Here is an 18,843-nt window from a genome sequence, read left to right as displayed (position 1 = left end):
GGAGGCTAGCCACAAATAGGTTCTTCTGGTAGCTTTACGTGCTAATTCATCTAGCGTTATCCCCTCTGTTAATCAAAGTTCAGATTATGTAACGTCGCACTATTAAAAACGATTCACCTTATCGGCTGGAGTCATTGGTGATATCAATAGGTTATCTTTGCTCATCTTATTGTGAGCACCGTATTCAAAGATTTAGGAGCATTTATGACAATGGCGCAAGTATATTCAATTGGTAAACCCGGTCAGAAATGGGGCGAGAGTGAGAAAGCTAAATGGCGCAAAGCTCAAGTGATTAAGCGCTCTTATCAAACTGAGGTGGTGGCTAAAATTGATGCTCTTCGAGAACAGTTTGATGTCATAGAATATGGCGCTCTACATTATGAAGAAGGGCACTACTCCTTGTATGCGCTTAAAAGTCGAAATTGGAACCGGTCGCTACCCACAGTGTTGGTCACAGGTGGCGTTCACGGTTATGAAACCAGTGGTGTGCAAGGTGCGCTTCGATTTTTGGATACGGCGGCATCTGTCTATAAGGATAAGGTGAATCTGGTGGTCGCTCCCTGTGTTAGTCCCTGGGGATATGAAACCATTAACCGCTGGAACCCCATGGCTATCGATCCAAATCGCTCCTTTTATCCTGACAGCCCTGCGCAAGAATCTGCTGCGTTAATGGCCTTAGTTGCGGGCTTAGGCGTCAAGCTTATGGCCCATATCGACTTGCATGAAACAACAGATACCGATAATAGTGAGTTTCGCCCTGCGTTAGCGGCAAGGGATGCTGTCGAGCATACCAATTGGAATATTCCCGATGGCTTTTATCTGGTCGGCGATAGTGAGAACCCCTGTGATGAGATGCAAAAAGCGATCATAGATGCGGTGGCTAAGGTCACTCATATCGCACCAGCCGATGAACAAGGTCAGCTCATTGGTGCTCCTGTTACTCAGTTTGGTGTGATCAACTATCCCACTAAGTCTCTAGGATTATGTACAGGATTTAGTGATGCGACGTTTAACACCACAACCGAAGTCTATCCAGATAGCCCGTTGTCGGATGAGGAAAATTGTATTTTAGCTCAGGTTGAGGCGGTGACTTCGGCGCTCGATTATATTTTGGCAAGCACTAAAACAGGCCGTTAATAATCACTAAGCTCACACTGACGAACAGTAACCCAGTGATCAAGTTGATCATTGGCGTTGCACGCTGCATTTTTTGCTGAATTTTAGGTTTAGACAGTACCAAAGCGATGAAGCTAAACCAGATTAACGACAGCAAAAACATCAATAGCGTGATGGCGACTTTCGTTTCAAGGTTAACTGTTGGCGAGATCAATGTTGAAAACAGCGTGATGAAAAACACCATAGCTTTGGGGTTAAGCAGATTTGTCGATAAGCCTCGAATAAAGCCTTGTAACGCGGAGAGTTCCCGAGTTGATGTGGTGATTATTTGTTGTTTATGGTCTCGCCAGTGGGCGATGGCTTCGCGTATAGCGCCTAATCCCATCCAAGCTAAATAGGTCGCGCCGGTCAGTTGCACAACGATATATATGTTTTCAGCGCTTTTTATGATGAGGCTAATTCCGGTTAAGCTCAGCAGGGTGTGTAAGGTGATCGCCACCGCCAAGCCGAATGCAGATGCTAACGCTGTTTTGCGCTGCGCTTGAGTGGCGAGTTTCACCACCAACGCAAAATCAGGGCCTGGACTTGCCAATGCGACAGTATGGATCAAGGCGAGTGAAAATAGCAGTTGATACTCTAATGTCATTAAATGGGCTCTTCGGTAATAGGATATAGATACTAGAATGCCTTAGTCAGCGATTATTGGCTTGTAAATTATTGCACAGTTAATCGCTTAGATGATTTTATTGCTATGGCTTATCACACCTCAAAAGCTTACGCTGAAATTGAGCTGGGGTCGTTAAAAAGGCGCGTTTGAATGCCTTGTTGAAATGGCTTTGATCGAAAAAACCGACTAGATAGGCGGTATCAATAGCAGTGTTCCCACCAATAAGCGCCTTCTTAGCATATTCAAGTCTTAGGCGAGTGAGGTATGCGTGTGGGGTCATACCTGTTGCGGACTTAAATTGCCTTAGAAATTGGAATTTACTTAAATTGATACTGTTAGCTAATGAGGCGAGTTCAATATTGCCATGAAGCTGTTCATGCAGTTGCTGCTTGATCATATCCATTTGAGTTATGGAAAGTTTTGTAGAGGATCTTGTTTCACCTGTTATAGCAGCATAGCGGCAAAACAATTCGGTAATGAAGGCGGTTAGTAGTGTTTCGGTTTGCAGCGATGAAACACAATACTGTTGTTCGGTGAGTAACTGATGCAGGAGTAGGAACTGCTGCCTCAGTTGCTGATCTTCTGCGATAGGTGCATTAAAAAATAGTGATTTTTGTTTAAGTTCAGTAGCTATATCATTAATGAAATTGACTGGAAGAGACATGACGTGTGCACAATATCCAGAAGGATCAATACTTTGTCCGTTATGACTCTCATCAGGATTAAGTGTCGATAAGCAATTTGGCGTCAGTTGGTAATGTTGCCCTTTGTGCAGGTATTGCTGAGCACCATGAGATACGACGCCAATATGATAGTCTAAATGTACATGCTTTTCGAAAGCAAAAGAGGTAAAACGTGCGCGGCTTAGCTCCATCTCTTTTAAGATGTTAGGGTGCCAATACTCTATAACTTCAATAGATTGTGACAATAAAAAAGATACCTAGTTGTGAGTTTAACCAGCAGTGTAGCCGAGGGACTTTTGTGCAGACTAGTAAATAATTGCAATCGAAATGGGACAAATCATTCCAAAGTTGATGTTTGGATCGTGAATTCTGCTCGTAATTAGCCCATAATAGTGCCGCTAAATTTCTGCTGACAGATAAATAATTGGAGTCGGGCCAGTGAAAGGACAGATCATTCGTGAAATGAAGGTGCAACCTGTTATTGAGGTTGAGTACGAAGTACAACGACGTATTGCCTTTATTAAATCTAAGCTCAAGGAAGCCCATGGGACTAGTTTAGTGCTTGGGATCAGTGGTGGTGTCGATTCGTCTCTTGCTGGGCGTCTATGTCAAATGGCTGTCGACGAGCTCAACCGTGAAGGTGAGTGCGAAGTGAGTTATCAATTTATCGCAGTGAGACTGCCCTTTAAGGTGCAAAAAGATGAAGATGAAGCTCAGTTAGCTTGTCAGTTTATTCAGCCGAGTAGATTGGTTACAGTTAACATAGGTGAGGGGGTCGAAGGGATCCATCATCAAACGCTTTTGGGGCTAGAGCAAGCTGATATCATGTCTCACCCTCATGGCAATGTTGAGTTTGTTAAGGGCAATGTGAAAGCCAGAATGCGTATGATTGCCCAATATGAGATAGCTGGTTTAACGGGCGGTTTAGTGGTTGGTACTGATCACAGTGCAGAAAACATTACTGGCTTTTACACCAAATGGGGCGACGGAGCCTGCGACCTTGCTCCTCTATTTGGTTTGAGTAAACGTCAGGTGAGACAATTAGCTGCAGCGTTAGGTGCCCCCGGTATTTTAGTGAATAAAGTGCCAACGGCAGACCTTGAGTGTGATAAACCACAGCTCGAAGATGAAGTTGCTTTAGGGTTGACCTATGATCAAATCGATGACTTTCTCGAGGGTAAAGCGGTGGATGCTAAGGTTGAGGCGCGTCTTATTGCTATCTATAACGCGACGCAACATAAACGCAAGTCAATCCCGACTCTTTACGATTAATGCCTAACGGTACCTGCGAGTTATCTGCTCTACCTGTTTTTAAATGAACGAATTTGAGGCGAAGACTATGGGTTGTAGTTAGTCTTTATCTCTCTAATAAAAAGGCGCTTTAAGCGCCTTTTTTATATGCAGCTAACGCCGTGCGCAATGACGCTATGGTGTGGTTAGGACATTGCCGATAATCTAGGTAAGGCAGAAGGTAGATCTGTTGGTTGGATTGGTTTATTACTCGAAATGATTGAGGCTCAGTTAATATGTCGAGTGATAGGGCCAGGGCACTTTGCTGACCGCACACCAAATGAATTTTAGCGTTGGGGCAAAGCGTTGATTGTCCAAAGTGAATCGATTCATTTTGTTGCAGTAACAGTGGCAAATAATCTCGCCAGTCGTTATTTGGACAAACAATTTTTGCCATGATGACAAAAATCTTGCGCCAATGGTTACCATTTAAGGTGATCAACTCTTCTATATTTACCTTGGATGCTCCATCCCAATCAGCTGGTAGATTGGGAGGATTAGGCAGATAAAAGCCGATTTTTGCAGTCTCAGAACCAAGCCGTGTTAGTTTTTTTCTCATTATTGCGCAGATGTCTTCTCGTTTGACTAGAGTTTAGCCGTTAAAAACGTGTATGTTAATGGGTAATCTTATGTCGCCGAAATCAATGATTATCAGTCAATGAAAACACTGCTTATTTCATCAACTAAACATCTGATGCTGGCAATTACCTATGGTGTCCTGGGGATAATTGTCGCTTTACTCTTTACTGGCATTTGGTTTCTTAACTCCCGGCCCGAGCTTTCGCTATGGCACACGACTCAATTAAGTTCGCAATACCATCACGATATGCACTTAACTGACTTTGAACAGTATATTGCTTTGGAGGATGAGCTCTTTGCCGAAATGGAGTCTAAGGTGTTTACCCAAACGACTGAGTTGACTCATCAACCACTGAATCGTTATGTACCAGGTAGCTATTCCGATCCCCAAAAGTGGCCGTATGACTGGAATCGCAGTTTTGAGTGGCAATCACCCCAAGCAGAATTTGGACTGCTATTAATCCATGGAATGTCTGACTCACCTTATTCGATGTCTCATTTTGCTCAGCATTTTAAGCCCAAGGCGCATATTTTAGGCTTGCGCCTACCAGGGCATGGCACTCTACCTTCTGGTCTGGTCGATGTTACCTGGCAAGAGATGGCTGAAGTGGTCGCATTAGCCACCGAGCATATGCGCAAAACGTTAGCAGGGAAGCCGCTTTATGTGGTGGCTTTTTCAACGGGAGCGGCATTAGCGCTCAACCATGAATTAGAAGCCTTGAGCCGTAATAAAGGCGCTTCGTATGCGGGGTTAATTTTTATATCACCCGCCATAGGGTTAACGCCCGTGGCGGCTGGAGCAAAATGGCAAGATAGACTAGGGCGATTTTTAGGCTTAGAAAAGCTCAGTTGGAATGCGATTCAAACTGAGTATGACCCTTTTAAATACAACTCATTTGCCGTTAATGCTGGCGACGTTGTTTATCAGCTCGCGGTGCGAAACCAGCAATTACTCAACAAACTGTCACTAGAGCAGAAAGCTCAGCTTGCCGATGTGTTAACGTTTCAATCGGTGGCGGATGACACAGTATCGACACCCGATGTGATCATTGGTCTTTACCAGCGTCTAGCTCTTAAACACAATCAGTTAGTGCTTTTTGATATTAATCGCATGGATGTCAATATGGCATTGATTACCAATGATCCTATGGAGGCACTGAAACCTTTAATTGTACCTAAGCAGATGCAATATGAATTAACGATCGTACAAAACCAGCATCAGCGAATAAATGAGCACACACTCCAAATCATACCGGACGTTGAGGTTGTTCGATATAGGGCCGACCAAGAGCCATATCATGAGCCGCTTTCCTTAGCATGGCCTACAGAAGTTTACTCCCTGTCCCATGTTGCACTGCCGTTTCCTGCATCTGATGAGATCTATGGACCCTATAAGGGGGAGCCTAACTATAGGGTTCATATTGGTGCCGCCGCTATTCGTGGTGAACGTGGCGTATTTGGGGTGCCGGCAGCCGAAACCTTACGTCAAAAATGGAACCCTTTTTTCCCCTATATGATTGAACGAATTGAAAACTATATAGAGGCAGAACAATCTGAGCAATAAGCCTAATATTCACCTTCAGCTAACAGAGAACAGATCACTTTATCTCTGCCACTTTCTTTGGCTTCATAGAGGTTTAGATCTGCCATTTTAAACCAGTGGTCTATGTTGTTGAATTCACCTGCATTACTAACCACAGTCCCCATACTGACGGTCAGCTTAGCCTTTTGGGTCGGACTCATCTCTATCTCTGTATCGGCAATGAGTTGTCGAAATTGGTTAAGATGAATTTCTACTTGTAGAGCATTACACTGGGGTAAAATTATTAAAAACTCTTCGCCGCCATATCGAGAGACAATATCAGTGTCTCGCTTGAAAAACTGTTTCATCAATGTGGCTATGGTGATTAATGCCTTATCACCCGCTTGATGGCCATAGGTGTCATTGACCTGTTTAAAGTGGTCAATATCGACTATACAAAATGCCAATGCAGAGCCGTTACGCTTACACATATCGTGTAGTGTTGGAAAATGCGTTTCGGTATAGCGTCTATTATAAAGGCCTGTGAGTGCATCCATTTCACTTAGCGCTTGTAATTGGGTATTGGCTTTTTCTAGTTCTACGGTTCGCAACGCCACCTTCTCTTCTAGTTCAAGTTGGTAACTCAGTAGTTCCTGTTTACTCTTTTGAATACTCGTCGATAGGGTGTGGATCTCTTTGGGCGTTGTGTCATTGAGTAGCAGTTCTCCTCCATTAACATTCCAACTGCTGAACTTCGTCGCTATCACTTCAAGTGGAGCGGTTAATCTACCACTGATCACTTGGATGAGTAATATTGTGGTAATGAATGCAAACAGTAACACGGTAAACATCATCAAATATTGCTGTTCTACTTCGGCCAATAATGGCGCGAAGGGAACGACGACATAGAGAGACCAACCATTATTGAGTATGTATTTAGAGTAAGCGTACTCAGGGCTCTCGCTATCTAAATTATTAAAATTGATCATGTTCAACTTGGTTTTATAGTTGAGCCCACTCATCGAGAATGATAGCGGCTCTAGTGGCTGCATTTTGAGAGGTTTAGATGCGTAGATCACTAAATTATTCTCATCGATTAAGATAATTGAGCGAGTCTCATAGTCCATATCTCGGTGATCAATTTGTGCAAATTGAGTGAGGTTTAGTGAGCCCTCTAGTATTCCAATTGGTTTGATTTGATTGTTGGCATGATAGAGAGGTGCACTGATCGCTACAATGGGATCATTACCAAATCCTCGTCCCAGAAATGCTGGAGAAATAAAAGTGAGCTGATTGAAAAATGCTTCTTGAAAGTAATGCCTATCCATAACGCTTAGGGTTTTGTTATTACGATCTGACTCTTTTAAACGAGCAATGGGACTTGCGGCGGTAATGACTCCTTGGTCATCTGTAATGAGCATTGAGATAAAGTTAGGGTAACTCTGATGTAGTTTTGATAGTAGCCCTTGCCATTGACTTTGGTCTGAGCCAGAAAAGCTAAGCCATCGAGCAGCATTATCTATGGTGCGAAAATGATCATCAATAATGGTTTGGGCTGCATTACCTAGATGATTAGCTGAATCTTCAAGGCGATGTTTTACTGCTAACTGCTGTTGATTGAGAGAATGATTATTAAAAATAAGGGCTGAGACTAGCAACACTAAAGTTAGGATCTGGGTGAAAGTGTAAGTTAGCTGTTGGTTAAAGCTTTTACGTTTTTGATTGGTTATCTTATCTTTAATATGAAATCGAACTGGGATGAGTGTGACAATGATTGAAGCTAGCGCAGTATAGAGTAAGCCATTAATTCCTTGTTTTAATATAATAAAAGTCAAATAACTGTTTGGTAATTCTGACAGTGAGTTTAAGTAAATATAAAACAGTGGGATGCCGACAACGATCCAGTAAACAATATCTGCGTAAAGTGAATAGAACTCTTTACGGCGAGCATAACCTAACCAAAGCGCTTCGAGCGGAAATAAAAAGAACATATGCCAACTGTCCCATGCGATATAGAGACCCGTTGCACATAAAAGTGCGGTTAGTAGGGCGTACCAAGGGCCAATAAAGACGGCGACAATAACAAAGAACATGTTACCAATGACCAACTGCTGGTTGCCAAACAGTTGAATCGGGACAAGGTTTACCAGTAAACCTAAAATGCCCAAAGCGAATGCGAATGCCAAATGGCGAATATTAATCAATTGCATAATCCCTGTCTGTAATTGATGCTTATAGATATTTAGTCAATGGTAAAGTGCTCGTTAACCTGAACTAAAAGCGTATCTCAAACAGCCCTTTATCCTCTGAAGGCGTTTATTCACCAGCAATAGCATGACTATTAGCTTCTCAATATGCCTTGTTAACAACACAGATGGCACGTTTACAATAAAATAGGAGTAAAACGGTTAACTAACCTAGTGTTATCTCATCTTTTAACTGGAGATGAGGTTATTCATTGAAAGTTTATGTTAATCAATAGCTAAATGCTAACCAAATGTTGTAATACCAATCAGTATCAAGATGTGATCGCTCAGCGAGAATGTAGCGCTTATGAGGCAAGGTCTTTAATTGCTCCTCGGTTCTAGCATCCTCGGTAACCGCTCCATACGTTACCCTACCTCCTAAATCCCTTTAGTCGTGCTTCGCCCTACCTTTTATATCCATATAGTCGTGCATTTAAGACATTCACAACATCTGACCTCTAGGGATGGAGGGGAATGTCTTAAGTATGTCGGGAACATGCAAGACCCTGTTGTTTGCAACGAGTGAAGAGCATAGTTGAACTAGGGTCAAACTCGTTAACACTGCATCAAAAGTGCTAAAACACGCTGAGTAGATCACTTTCTTATACTGATTGGTATAATGAGTGTAAAGCGACAAAGTGATATGACAGATTAAGGGAATTACACATAGCAAAAAGGGTTAGCTATTAAGCTAACCCTTTTAATAATTTGGTCGGTATGAGAGGATTCGAACCTCCGACCCCTGACACCCCATGACAGTGCGCTACCGGGCTGCGCTACATACCGATTTAATCCATAACAGTTTAACTCTGGGGTCTGTTAGGACAGGCCGAACTTTATCAACTCAAATAGGGCTATGCAAGTGTTTCGCATGCTATCGAAGACTAATTGCTTAGTTTATAGACGTTAATTTGATCTATACCTTAGTGGTTGTAGAATCTTCGTCCTTCTCGCATCACTTGAATAAACTCAGGTGCACTGATCTTCTTGCGTAATCGTTGACTGTAATCTTTATCATAGATGCGATATTTACCATGGCGGTCAATCACGGTGATTTCATCTTCTTGATAAATACCAAAGACTAAATTGTCACCGACATAGGTCCAGTTATTGGGGTTTGGCTGGAGTAAACTTTGGCCAGAACTGTAGTCTTGCGCCTTGTTATTACAGTTTAAAAGCTGTGTCATTAAGGTTGGCACTATACCGTAGTGGCTGGTGGAGTAATTAACCGTTTTCGCGTTAGCAGGCCCTGGCCAGTTGATGATTAAAGGCACATTGACATTCACTGGTGACAAGTTAGTGCGGGCTTCGTTGTTATCGCTAGTAAATACCTTACCGTTAACACCTGTGATGAGTACAAAGGTTTCTTCAGGCACTTGAGTTAATAGTTGCTGCAATTGTTTATCGATAAAATTAAGTGATTGGCGATATTGATTAAATAATACTTTCTGTGCTGGCTTTAACGCTTGTTTAGGTTTTACTGTCTCGATACCAAGAAAGCCAATTGGGGTATCGTAGCTGTCAGGACTTTGCAGGTTTATTAATGCAAACCAAGGTTGGACCTGCTCAGCTTGCCATGTTTTGAATGTTTCGATGCTGCGGATATCGGCATCGGCAATGCCCTCACTCAGGCTTTGTGTGTGGTCTTCTAAATTTTGGTAGATCGCATTGGGAACCACGCTTTCCATTTTAGGCGCAAACAAGCCAAGGGCGTATCCTTGCTGTGTTAACTCTTGAGTTAATACTGGTGAGCGATAATCGAGATCACTGGCTGCAATATAGCTGCCTTGAAGGCCGTATAACAGGGAGAACATGCCACTTTCATGTATGGTGCCACCGCTGTGATGTCGACTAAATTGGTGGTTGTTTCGAGCGTATTGATAAAGAAATGGCATAGTTACTTCATCGACCATGTCTGCTCTAAAGCCGTCAACCGTGACTAGCAATAAGTTGACCCTATCATTAGCGCTACATTGCAGTGGCGAAATAGGGTAGTTGAGCGTAGGTTGTGTGCGAGTATCGTTATGGCTCATTTCTCCCTTTTCAATGCCATGACGCTCCATAAAAGAACGCGCTGTAGCTGGATAAGATAAGGGGTAGGCGTCATCTAATCGGGTGATTTCTGTGACATCTGCCGCATCGGCCCAAATGTGGATCAGGTGGCTGCTGACAAAACAGATACCGATGAAAATCACCACCTTGTTTCCATAATTGGATTTACGAATTTTTTCGATACGTTTCCACAGAAAGTTTGCCGCGGTGAGTTCAAGAATAATAATACCCAGAGGCGTGACAATATAGGAGGTGCCTTGGAGTAAGCTATTAAGGTCGGCCCAAGCGATATCAAATACGAATGGACTCAGGTGCAGCCCATAGTCGTCATAGATGATGGTGTCATATAATAAAATGCACAGGCTGATCGTTGCGGCAACCGCCGCCAATCCCCTGAGAATTTTTGAATAGGGCAAGATTAAACTGATGGGAAACAGCACAACCAAATAGACAATAAACGCTAGAAAGCTAAAGTGGCCCAAGGTACTTATCGTTAAATAGCTCCAACCGATCAAACTCTCTGGCGCGCCGACCGTCTCAATATAACGGACGCCAATAATCATAGCTAAGAAGCCATTGAAAAAGGCAAACCAATGCCCCCAACTGACTAAGCGTGATACGCGATCACGACCCATCTCTTTTTTTCGCTCGATCATAGGGATCCGCTATAGGTTGAAATACAAATCTAATCTTAAATTTTTTTTAGCCGACTTTGCTAGTTTTTTACGAATAAAAACAGGATTTTTAGTCGTAAAAGTGTAGCAGAAGTTAGCCTTTTACCGATTGGGTTAACGCTTTGGCGAACTGCTCAGCAACTTGAGCTCGGGCCTCTTCAGGCACTTTACGAATAAGCAAGTCGGTGACGCAGTTACCAAGGACCATTAAACCTAAGTCGGTTGGTGCTTGATGCTTGTCTAGTACAGCAAGAAGTTCTGCAATAATCGATTCAACTTGCGTATTTGAATATTTTGATTGGATAGCCATATTAAAAATTTTTTCACTTTAATTTGAAATAGCAGCATATAATAACGGATTTCTACCATTATCACTATCGAGGCTTATGAGTATTCACGTCGAACAAGCAATTATTCACGCTATTTCCCAAGATGGCGAAGGCCAATTGAGCTGTAGATTACGTCCACAGCCTCTTTTAAATAGCCAAGCCGTAGAAACTATGCTCGAAGAGCTGCATCAGACTTACACCACAAAAGCAGGTAAAGGGTTTGGTCATTTCGGAACGCACGGTGAAGATGGTGAAGCTAATCCTAAGTTTAAGGACGCACTTACCGAGTATCGAAACGGTGAGTTAGGTTTTGTCGAATTTTCGGCATTGGCTGGTAAGTTACTGCAGGAAGAGTTAGCCAAGTACGATTTTAGTCAGGGCGGCTTCCTATTAATGTCATGTTATACCCACATGACTAGCGACTATCTATATGTATCACTACTCAATGCTAAGTCGTCGATGACGGTACTCGATGATATGGAGCTGTCGCAAAATACTCATCTTGATCTCAATAATGTGCAACTTGCTGCACGTATTGATTTAACCGAGTGGCAGGCCGATCCCGATTCGCTTAAATATATCTCTTTTATTCGCGGAAGAGCGGGTCGTAAAGTCGCTGACTTTTTCCTCGATTTTATGGGATGTGTCGAGGGTGTTAATACCAAGGCGCAAAACAAACAGCTGATGAATGCGGTTGAGGATTTTGTGGCCAGTAGCGAACTGACTAAAGATGAACGTCAACAGTGTCGTGAAAAGGTATTTGAATATTGCTCTGAGCGTTGTGATTCTGGGGCTGATATTCAGCTGAAAGATCTGGCAGATGAACTAGCTGATTCAGGTATGGACTCTTTTTATGATTTCGCCCAAGGGGGAGAGTATGAGCTTGAAGATGAATTCCCTGGTGATAAACCAACGTTACGTCAGTTAAAGAAGTTTTCGGGTACTGGTGGTGGGGTGACCCTGAGTTTTGATGGTCAGCATCTAGGTGAGCGGGTGATTTATGACCCTATTTCGGATTCCATTTTAATTAAAGGGGTTCCAGCCAACTTGAAAGACCAATTAGATCGCCGCCTTAAAGGTGGTCAGTAGTCAAGCTGTTCACCCGAATAGACCCTAGTATAATGAAGGCGCCTATTTATGGGCGTTTTTTATTGTAATTAATTGGCGACCTCGGTCGTCATCGCTTGCTAAAATGTCGCAGATGATGTGAAATCATCTGTTGATAGCTATTGTGTTCGTTGGCCGCTTGCCGATGGGACGAAACAGGGCAGACTGTATTTCTGCCTAGGAGATTAAATGCAACTTTTTGTTAGAGATTTAACCGTTATCGATTTTTCTTACTTATGCCCGATCAGAGGCATGGTGGGGGAAAGCTGGATCGTGGATGTTCTGCTCGATGGTGGTTTAGACGATCAAAATATGGTGCTCGATTTTGCTAAGGTCAAACGTACCATTAAAAACACCATTGATGATGTTGCCGATCATCGATTACTGATCCCTACTGCATGTTCTGAGGTTAGGTGGCAACAACAGGGCGATCGTGTATGGATGGATTTTAATAGCCTCCAAGGTGATATTCATCTGGCGTGTCCAGCGCAAGCATTTGCCTTGATCCCAACAGAAATTATCGATTTTGAAAGTGTTAATGCCTTCTTGCAAAAAGCCTTGAAAGAGGTACTGCCTGACAATGTTAACGGTATTGCCTTAACGCTGCGCAATGAGATGCATGAGACACCTTTCTATCATTACTCACATGGACTTAAGAAACATGACGGTAATTGTCAGCGGATCGCCCATGGTCATAGAAGCCCAATAAATGTGTTTGAGAATGGTGTCTCAGCGCCGCAATGGGATGAGTACTGGAGTCGCCGTTGGAAAGATATTTATTTGGGGTCTGAAGATGATCTTGCTGATATCGATGAACTCGAATTGTCGCCGCAGACCATGGTGACCGATGAGACCCACTACGGATTTCATTATGTTGCGCCTCAAGGTGACTTTCAGTTGGCGATGCCGAAAAAGCGTTGTGAGATCATTCCCCACGATACCACGGTTGAACTACTTGCCGAGTTTATTGCCAACACCTTAGTGAGCGAGGTGCCAGGCTCGACATTTAAGGTCATCGCCTATGAAGGAGTGGGCAAAGGGGCTATTTCGGTTAAAGGCTAGCGCCTGAATAGTCAAGCTAAGTGGCTTAATGAACCATTAAACATAAAATCATGTTGGAGTTGTTTTGAACTATTTTGCTGTATTAGTTAGCGCACTCTCTATGGGTGCTATAGGCGTAAGTGGAACTGCAGTTGCACAAGTGACCTTGCAGGGCAAGATGGAGCAGGGCGCATTAATTCGTGCCCATACGACGCCAGGAACGGAAGTTTACCTTAACGGAGACGCGATAAAAGTGACTCCACAAGGTCATTTTGCTTTTGGTTTTGAACGCGATGGTGCGCTTAACCAAGAGTTAAAGTTGGTCTATCCCGATGGACTGACCCAAATTAAACCGCTGACGATTAACGCAAAAGAGTACAAAATCGACAAACTCACTGGGATCGCAAAGAAGATCATGAAACCCGATCCCAAGGCGCAAGTCAGAGCGGCCAAAGACAGCAAACAAGTTAAGGCGGCAAGAAGTCAATTTACAACAAGTGAAGCATTTACCCAAGAGTTTATCTGGCCATTAACGGGACGTATCTCTGGGGTTTACGGTAGTCAACGTGTTTATAATGGCAAGCCAGGTAACCCGCATTATGGCGTCGATGTCGCCGCTAAAACGGGCACAGTTGTTGTGGCGCCCGCAGATGGGGTGATCAGTCTCTCGGTGCCTGATATGTTTTACTCTGGCGGGACAATTATTCTCGATCATGGTTACGGGGTGAGTTCGAGCTTTTTGCACTTAAGTAAGCTGTATGTCAAACAAGGTGATGAGATCAAGCAAGGTCAACCCATTGCCGAAGTCGGTGCCACAGGTAGGGTGACTGGCCCCCATTTAGATTGGCGTGTTAACTGGTATCAGATGCGACTCGACCCTGTCACTATCGTCCCTTCAATGGCGAGTGTGTTAGATAAATAACGCGATTGCTCCGTCTTTTTAAGCGACCATCAAGGTCGCTTTTTTTATTTTTCAGCTTAGGTTTTTAACGTGCTTTTGGTGATCCCATTACGGTTGCTTGACGTATAGCTGGTATTGCTTCAACAAGAGAAATACCGTGATAGAACAGGATATAGACAAGCCTACGCATGAGATACAAGCACACGAAGCTGCCCGTGAAATGGCGGTATTTCCTTTGCCGTTATTTATTTTACCCGATGGTATTCAGCGATTACGTATCTTTGAGGCGCGTTATCTTTCTATGGTTGTCGAGGCTGGCGAGCGCGGTGGTTTTGTCATTGCTCGTTATGATAGCAACCTAGCGTTCAATGTGCCTAAATGGGGAACTAGAGTCGAAATTATCGACTTCCATTCTGATGAAGGTGGGATTTTAGTGGTTGATGTTAAGGGGCTCAATTTAGTTGACCTTCAAACCATGCGTTATCGAGACGATAGATTACTCTTGGCCGATAGTCATTATCGACCGTTCTGGTCAGTTGCTACCGTTGAGCCTGGTTTATCTGACATGGGACGTTTGTTGGAAAAACTGTTTGAGAAAAATGCCGCTTTGGCAAATCTTTACCCAAATCCAAAATTTGAAAATCTTGATTGGGTCTGTGCTCGCCTTTTAGAAATATTACCTTTATCTTTGAATGAAAAGGAGAAGTTCATCGAGCCTTCGATGTTTGATTCGCTTAAGGTGTTTCTCCATACATTTATTTTTGGCAACGAAAATATAAATTGATCCTTTTGCTTCTGACTTGCGTAATGGTTTCTATACTTCAGCAATGGTTGGTTTGAGATGCAGCAAATAGTGAGCAAAAGCTACCCAAAGAGGGAGAGCAAGATTATTGCCAATAATATCAAGACTCAGGTGCCAGCCGAGTTGTCTCATTGGCTGACGTTGGTTGCAGAGCAGAGAGACAAGCAGGCGTTTACTGCGCTGTTTGAGTTTTTTGCGCCTAAAATTAAACGTTTTGGTATTAAGCAGTTAGGAAGCGATGCTCAAGCCAACGAGTTAGTACAAGAAACTATGACCAATGTTTGGCGTAAGTCCCATCTGTATAACATAGATAAGGGCGCTGCAACGACTTGGGTCTATACGGTGATGCGCAACGCCTCTTTCGATATTCTTCGCCGAATAAAAGCCAAAAATGAACAAAATCTTGGTGATGACATCTGGCCTATCGATATGGCTCAAGATGAATTGCAAGGTGAAGAAGATAACTTTGGCGATCATCTGATGGAAAAACAGATGCTAGTTTATGTAAATACTCTGCCAGAAGCGCAGCAGGCGGTAGTCAAAGGAGTTTATTATCAAGAGCTTTCGCAAGAGCAACTGGCTCAGCAGTTAGGTGTGCCGATAGGCACAATAAAATCGAGATTAAGATTAGCGCTGAGCAAGCTTAAGTTGCAAATGGGGGAAGACTATCATGATTAAACATCATCCAACATCAAGTGTATTAAGGCATTTTGTTGCAGGCGAACTTCCTGTATCGGTAGCCGTGATCGTCGCGAGCCATGTTGAGCTGTGTGACGAGTGTCGTGCAGCAGTTCAATTGCTTACAGAACAGGCTGCGGCGCAAGCCTTCGATGACACCGTCATGGGTGAAGCACTTTCTGGACTGCAAAGCGATACTCCGATAGAAGACGATGAGTTTTTTAAGGCGTTTGATTTTGATGCCGCCACTGTTAGTGATATCACCGGCAGCGATGCTGCAAACATGATTGAATCTATTACTGAGCAGTCAGCCCTGATTAATTCGGCGTTAGCTCAAACCGTTAACGAAATTGAGATCTCAGGTACGCGGATCAAGTTGCCACGAGCGATTAAATCGATAGCGCTGAGAGAATGGCAGGGACTGGGTAAACTGTCTCGCGCTCGTTTAGCGCTAGAAGATCAGGAACTCAGAGCCAGTCTACTTCATATCGACAAGGGCGGCAGCGTGCCGTGCCATACCCACAAAGGGTTTGAGATCACCTTAATATTGCGAGGCAGCTTTGAAGATGAAATGGGGTCATATCGCGAGGGTGACTTTATGTGGCTCGATGGCGATCATACCCATCAGCCAGTAACGAAAGAGGGCTGTGTTTGTCTGACAGTATCGAGTGATGCCATTCATTTTACCCAAGGTATGAGTCAGCTATTAAATCCAATTGGCCGTTTTATCTACTAGTATTTGGCGATTGATAGTCTTTATCTACTGAGAGTATTAAGTTGGGGCAGATGATGAATAAAAAACTTAAGATTGGCATCAGCGCTTGTGTCATGGGCGAACACGTTCGCTATGATAGAGGTCATAAAAAGTCGAATTTTTGTGTGGATCAATTGAGTGATTTCGCAGAGTTTAAACCTGTCTGCCCGGAAATGGCGATAGGTTTACCCGTGCCTCGTCCAACGATAAGACAGATCATTCGTGACAATATCATCACCGTTTCTCGACCCGATGGAACTGGGGATGTCACCGCTAAGCTGAAAGATTTTGGCGAACAAGCGGCAAAGAAATATGGTGAGCTATCGGGATTTGTATTTTGCGCCAAGAGCCCAAGTTGCGGTATGGAACGCGTCAAGGTGTACCATCACCATGGCAAGGGGTCTGAATCGACAGGAATTGGTGTTTTTGCCGAACAAGTTATGAAAGGAAATCCACTCTTACCTTGTGAAGAAAATGGTCGCTTAAATGATCCCGTTATTCGTGAGAATTTTATTACGCGAATTTTTACTTATCAAAAATGGTTAGATCTTACGGCCGCAGGCATCACTAAACATAAGTTGATCACTTTCCACAGCACGCACAAGTATTTGGTGATGAGCCATCATATTGAGAGTTACCGTGCGTTGGGGAAATTATTGGCCAGAGCCGATATGCCCTTAGAGGAGATGGCCGAACAATACATTAGTGGTTTGATGGAAGCGCTGAAAAATAAAGCGTCTCGACGCAGTCATACCAATACCTTGCAACATCTTCAAGGCTACTTTAAGCGTCAACTTGATGAAGCCAAACGTAAAGAATTGACCGATGAAATTGCCGCTTATCATCAAGGCTTATCGCCACTTTTAGTGCCTTTGACCCTGATTAAGCATTACTTGATTGAATACCCAAATGCCTATTTAGAGGATCAAGTGTACCTTAATCCCCATCCCAAAGAGTTAAGGCTGAGGTACGGATATTGAGTTGTATTTATTGGATCCGTCGTGATGTAAGAGTCCATGATAATCCCGCCTTGGTGGAGGCTATTGCCCAAGGCGTTAAAACCGCTGTTTTCATCTCCACTCCATCGCAGTGGCAACAACATGATTTAGCGCCCATTAAGGCGGATTTGCTCAGAAGACACTTAGTATTATTGGCCAAACAACTCGATGCCTTAGGTATCGAGTCTGTTCATCTACAGGCGACAGATTTTATCGATCAGCAGCAGGTTTTGCTTCGTTTTTGTCAAGAGCACAACATCAATACCGTTTTTGCCAATGCAGAACCTGAGCTTGATGAAGTTGAGCGTGACAATCATATTGCTCGTCGTGGCATCGAGCTGAAACTATTTCAGTGCGATACGATTCTACCGCCAGGCACTGTGCTTAATCAGCAGGGGACCATGTTCAAGGTTTTTACCCCTTTTAAAAAAGCGTGGCTAAAACGGGTTCAGGAGGTTGGCATTGCATGTGTTCCTACGCCTGCTGTTGTCATTGACCACAATAATGCAGAGCGTTTAGAGCCAGGTCAAAAGGTTGGCCAAAGCAATGATATCCTTTTCGATTATCCCTTAGTGGACTCATCTGTATGGCCTCAAAGTGATCGAGTCATGGAGCTTGTTATCCCCAGATTTTGGCAACAGAAGTTACTTGATTATGCGAATACTCGCGATATTCCGAGTATCAAGGGCACATCAGGTTTGTCTCCCTATTTGGCGATAGGGGCGATAAGTCCCCGCTGGCTTGCCGTTCAACTGATCCAGGCTCAGCCCGAGGTGATTTATGATCAGGCGCACGGGGCATTTTCTTGGCTAAATGAGCTGATTTGGCGAGACTTTTATAAGCATTTGCTATTTCACTCCCCCAATTTAATCAAAGGCGAGAGCTTTCAGGTTAAGTATCAATTGGCGCAGTGGCGGGGCAGTGATAAAGACTTTACAGCATGGTGTGAAGGTCGAACCGGTTATCCTATCGTCGATGCTGCGATGAAACAGCTGCTGCACACAGGCTGGATGCACAATCGATTACGTATGATTGTGGCCAGCTTTTTGACTAAACATCTGCTTGTTGATTGGCGCAAGGGGGAGCGTTTCTTTATGCAGCACCTTATTGATGGTGATTTCAGTGCCAATAATGGTGGTTGGCAATGGGCTGCGAGTACAGGATGTGATGCGCAACCCTATTTTCGAATATTTAATCCGATAACTCAGAGCCAAAAATTTGATCCACAAGGCGTTTTCATTCGTAAGTATTTACCAGAGCTTGAAAACGTGCCCGATAAACAGATTCATTTTCCCCATGATTATTTTAACAAACATGGGATTGAAACTGATTACTGTAAGCCGATAGTTGACCATAAGGCTGCACGGTTGAGGGCGTTAGATTTTTACCAATCTTATTAGGATT

General features: G+C 43.6%; 17 protein-coding genes and 1 tRNA gene. 11 read left to right on the top strand and 7 right to left on the bottom strand.

Annotated elements, in window-relative coordinates; genetic code table 11:
- Positions 1 to 204: 204 nt before the first annotated feature.
- On the top strand, positions 205 to 1,137 hold the full coding sequence (locus tag K0I73_RS11875) for a M14 family metallopeptidase (protein WP_220061330.1): 933 nt from the start codon (positions 205 to 207) through the stop codon (positions 1,135 to 1,137).
- Here K0I73_RS11875 and K0I73_RS11870 read toward each other — a convergent pair.
- Both K0I73_RS11870 and K0I73_RS11865 read right to left on the bottom strand, forming a co-directional pair.
- Positions 1,121 to 1,762: a LysE family translocator gene (locus tag K0I73_RS11870; protein WP_220061329.1), complete on the bottom strand. Its 642-nt coding sequence runs from the start codon at positions 1,760 to 1,762 to the stop codon at positions 1,121 to 1,123. The genes K0I73_RS11875 and K0I73_RS11870 overlap by 17 nt on opposite strands.
- 103 nt (positions 1,763 to 1,865) lie before the next feature.
- Positions 1,866 to 2,657 carry an AraC family transcriptional regulator gene (locus K0I73_RS11865; RefSeq protein ID WP_220064359.1) on the bottom strand — a complete coding sequence of 264 codons (792 nt, stop codon included), beginning with the start codon at positions 2,655 to 2,657 and terminating at the stop codon, positions 1,866 to 1,868.
- 247 nt (positions 2,658 to 2,904) lie between these two features.
- On the opposite strand from K0I73_RS11865, the gene nadE reads away from it, so the two are divergent.
- Complete coding sequence (gene nadE, locus K0I73_RS11860) at positions 2,905 to 3,738, top strand: NAD(+) synthase (protein ID WP_220061328.1); 834 nt, start codon at positions 2,905 to 2,907, stop codon at positions 3,736 to 3,738.
- 109 nt (positions 3,739 to 3,847) lie between these two features.
- On the opposite strand, the gene K0I73_RS11855 is transcribed toward nadE, so the two are convergent.
- A complete protein-coding gene (locus K0I73_RS11855; protein ID WP_220061327.1) occupies positions 3,848 to 4,315 on the bottom strand; it encodes a DUF6942 family protein in 468 nt (155 codons plus the stop codon).
- A gap of 99 nt (positions 4,316 to 4,414) precedes the next feature.
- Here K0I73_RS11855 and K0I73_RS11850 point away from each other — a divergent pair, with 99 nt between their 5' ends.
- Positions 4,415 to 5,899: an alpha/beta hydrolase gene (locus K0I73_RS11850; protein WP_220061326.1), complete on the top strand. Its 1,485-nt coding sequence runs from the start codon at positions 4,415 to 4,417 to the stop codon at positions 5,897 to 5,899.
- 2 nt (positions 5,900 to 5,901) lie between these two features.
- On the opposite strand, the gene K0I73_RS11845 is transcribed toward K0I73_RS11850, so the two are convergent.
- The 4 genes from K0I73_RS11845 to K0I73_RS11830 all read right to left on the bottom strand — a co-directional run bounded on the left by K0I73_RS11845 (position 5,902) and on the right by K0I73_RS11830 (position 11,139).
- Entirely contained in the window at positions 5,902 to 8,067 is a 2,166-nt protein-coding gene (locus K0I73_RS11845) for a sensor domain-containing diguanylate cyclase (RefSeq protein ID WP_220061325.1), read from the bottom strand.
- Positions 8,068 to 8,812: 745 nt separating this feature from the next.
- Positions 8,813 to 8,889, bottom strand: a tRNA-Pro gene (locus K0I73_RS11840).
- Between the two features lie 137 nt (positions 8,890 to 9,026).
- The gene (locus K0I73_RS11835) at positions 9,027 to 10,811 is read right to left on the bottom strand and encodes a DUF3413 domain-containing protein (protein ID WP_220061324.1); all 1,785 of its coding nucleotides are present in this window, start codon (positions 10,809 to 10,811) and stop codon (positions 9,027 to 9,029) included.
- A 112-nt stretch (positions 10,812 to 10,923) separates the two neighbouring features.
- The gene (locus K0I73_RS11830) at positions 10,924 to 11,139 is read right to left on the bottom strand and encodes a YejL family protein (protein WP_220061323.1); all 216 of its coding nucleotides are present in this window, start codon (positions 11,137 to 11,139) and stop codon (positions 10,924 to 10,926) included.
- Positions 11,140 to 11,215: 76 nt separating this feature from the next.
- Here K0I73_RS11830 and yejK point away from each other — a divergent pair, with 76 nt between their 5' ends.
- The 8 genes from yejK (at position 11,216) to phrB (ending at position 18,839) form a co-directional block, all read left to right on the top strand.
- Entirely contained in the window at positions 11,216 to 12,247 is a 1,032-nt protein-coding gene (yejK, locus tag K0I73_RS11825) for a nucleoid-associated protein YejK (protein WP_220061322.1), read from the top strand.
- A 207-nt stretch (positions 12,248 to 12,454) separates the two neighbouring features.
- Positions 12,455 to 13,327 carry a 6-carboxytetrahydropterin synthase gene (locus K0I73_RS11820; RefSeq protein WP_220061321.1) on the top strand — a complete coding sequence of 291 codons (873 nt, stop codon included), beginning with the start codon at positions 12,455 to 12,457 and terminating at the stop codon, positions 13,325 to 13,327.
- Positions 13,328 to 13,427: 100 nt separating this feature from the next.
- Positions 13,428 to 14,228: a M23 family metallopeptidase gene (locus K0I73_RS11815; protein ID WP_220064358.1), complete on the top strand. Its 801-nt coding sequence runs from the start codon at positions 13,428 to 13,430 to the stop codon at positions 14,226 to 14,228.
- A gap of 136 nt (positions 14,229 to 14,364) precedes the next feature.
- Positions 14,365 to 14,991, top strand: a complete 627-nt coding sequence (locus K0I73_RS11810; RefSeq protein ID WP_220061320.1) for an LON peptidase substrate-binding domain-containing protein — start codon at positions 14,365 to 14,367, stop codon at positions 14,989 to 14,991.
- A 57-nt stretch (positions 14,992 to 15,048) separates the two neighbouring features.
- Entirely contained in the window at positions 15,049 to 15,687 is a 639-nt protein-coding gene (locus K0I73_RS11805) for a sigma-70 family RNA polymerase sigma factor (RefSeq protein ID WP_220061319.1), read from the top strand.
- Positions 15,680 to 16,423, top strand: coding sequence for a ChrR family anti-sigma-E factor (locus K0I73_RS11800; protein ID WP_220061318.1), 744 nt, complete (start codon positions 15,680 to 15,682; stop codon positions 16,421 to 16,423). Before K0I73_RS11805 ends, K0I73_RS11800 begins: the two co-directional genes overlap by 8 nt.
- Positions 16,424 to 16,473: 50 nt before the next feature.
- Positions 16,474 to 17,421 (top strand): YbgA family protein, encoded by a 948-nt coding sequence (locus K0I73_RS11795; RefSeq protein ID WP_220061317.1) that lies wholly within the window; start codon positions 16,474 to 16,476, stop codon positions 17,419 to 17,421.
- Positions 17,418 to 18,839, top strand: coding sequence for a deoxyribodipyrimidine photo-lyase (gene phrB, locus K0I73_RS11790; protein WP_220061316.1), 1,422 nt, complete (start codon positions 17,418 to 17,420; stop codon positions 18,837 to 18,839). Before K0I73_RS11795 ends, phrB begins: the two co-directional genes overlap by 4 nt.
- The last annotated feature ends 4 nt before the right edge of the window (positions 18,840 to 18,843 follow it).

Source organism: Shewanella mesophila (assembly GCF_019457515.1).
GTDB lineage: Bacteria > Pseudomonadota > Gammaproteobacteria > Enterobacterales > Shewanellaceae > Shewanella > Shewanella mesophila.
Note: the sequence above shows the minus strand (reverse complement) of the source record. Positions and strands in the feature narration are given on the sequence as shown.

Bases quoted from the DNA above. Each gene is read 5' to 3' on its own strand.
- K0I73_RS11795 (WP_220061317.1), top strand. From the start codon at position 16,474: ATGATGAATAAAAAACTTAAGATTGGCATCAGCGCTTGTGTCATGGGC.
- K0I73_RS11870 (WP_220061329.1), bottom strand. From the start codon at position 1,762: ATGACATTAGAGTATCAACTGCTATTTTCACTCGCCTTGATCCATACT.
- K0I73_RS11865 (WP_220064359.1), bottom strand. From the start codon at position 2,657: ATGGAGCTAAGCCGCGCACGTTTTACCTCTTTTGCTTTCGAAAAGCAT.
- K0I73_RS11805 (WP_220061319.1), top strand. From the start codon at position 15,049: ATGCAGCAAATAGTGAGCAAAAGCTACCCAAAGAGGGAGAGCAAGATT.
- K0I73_RS11875 (WP_220061330.1), top strand. From the start codon at position 205: ATGACAATGGCGCAAGTATATTCAATTGGTAAACCCGGTCAGAAATGG.
- K0I73_RS11855 (WP_220061327.1), bottom strand. From the start codon at position 4,315: ATGAGAAAAAAACTAACACGGCTTGGTTCTGAGACTGCAAAAATCGGC.
- yejK (WP_220061322.1), top strand. From the start codon at position 11,216: ATGAGTATTCACGTCGAACAAGCAATTATTCACGCTATTTCCCAAGAT.
- K0I73_RS11850 (WP_220061326.1), top strand. From the start codon at position 4,415: ATGAAAACACTGCTTATTTCATCAACTAAACATCTGATGCTGGCAATT.
- K0I73_RS11820 (WP_220061321.1), top strand. From the start codon at position 12,455: ATGCAACTTTTTGTTAGAGATTTAACCGTTATCGATTTTTCTTACTTA.
- K0I73_RS11830 (WP_220061323.1), bottom strand. From the start codon at position 11,139: ATGGCTATCCAATCAAAATATTCAAATACGCAAGTTGAATCGATTATT.
- K0I73_RS11835 (WP_220061324.1), bottom strand. From the start codon at position 10,811: ATGATCGAGCGAAAAAAAGAGATGGGTCGTGATCGCGTATCACGCTTA.
- K0I73_RS11845 (WP_220061325.1), bottom strand. From the start codon at position 8,067: ATGCAATTGATTAATATTCGCCATTTGGCATTCGCATTCGCTTTGGGC.
- K0I73_RS11800 (WP_220061318.1), top strand. From the start codon at position 15,680: ATGATTAAACATCATCCAACATCAAGTGTATTAAGGCATTTTGTTGCA.
- K0I73_RS11815 (WP_220064358.1), top strand. From the start codon at position 13,428: ATGGGTGCTATAGGCGTAAGTGGAACTGCAGTTGCACAAGTGACCTTG.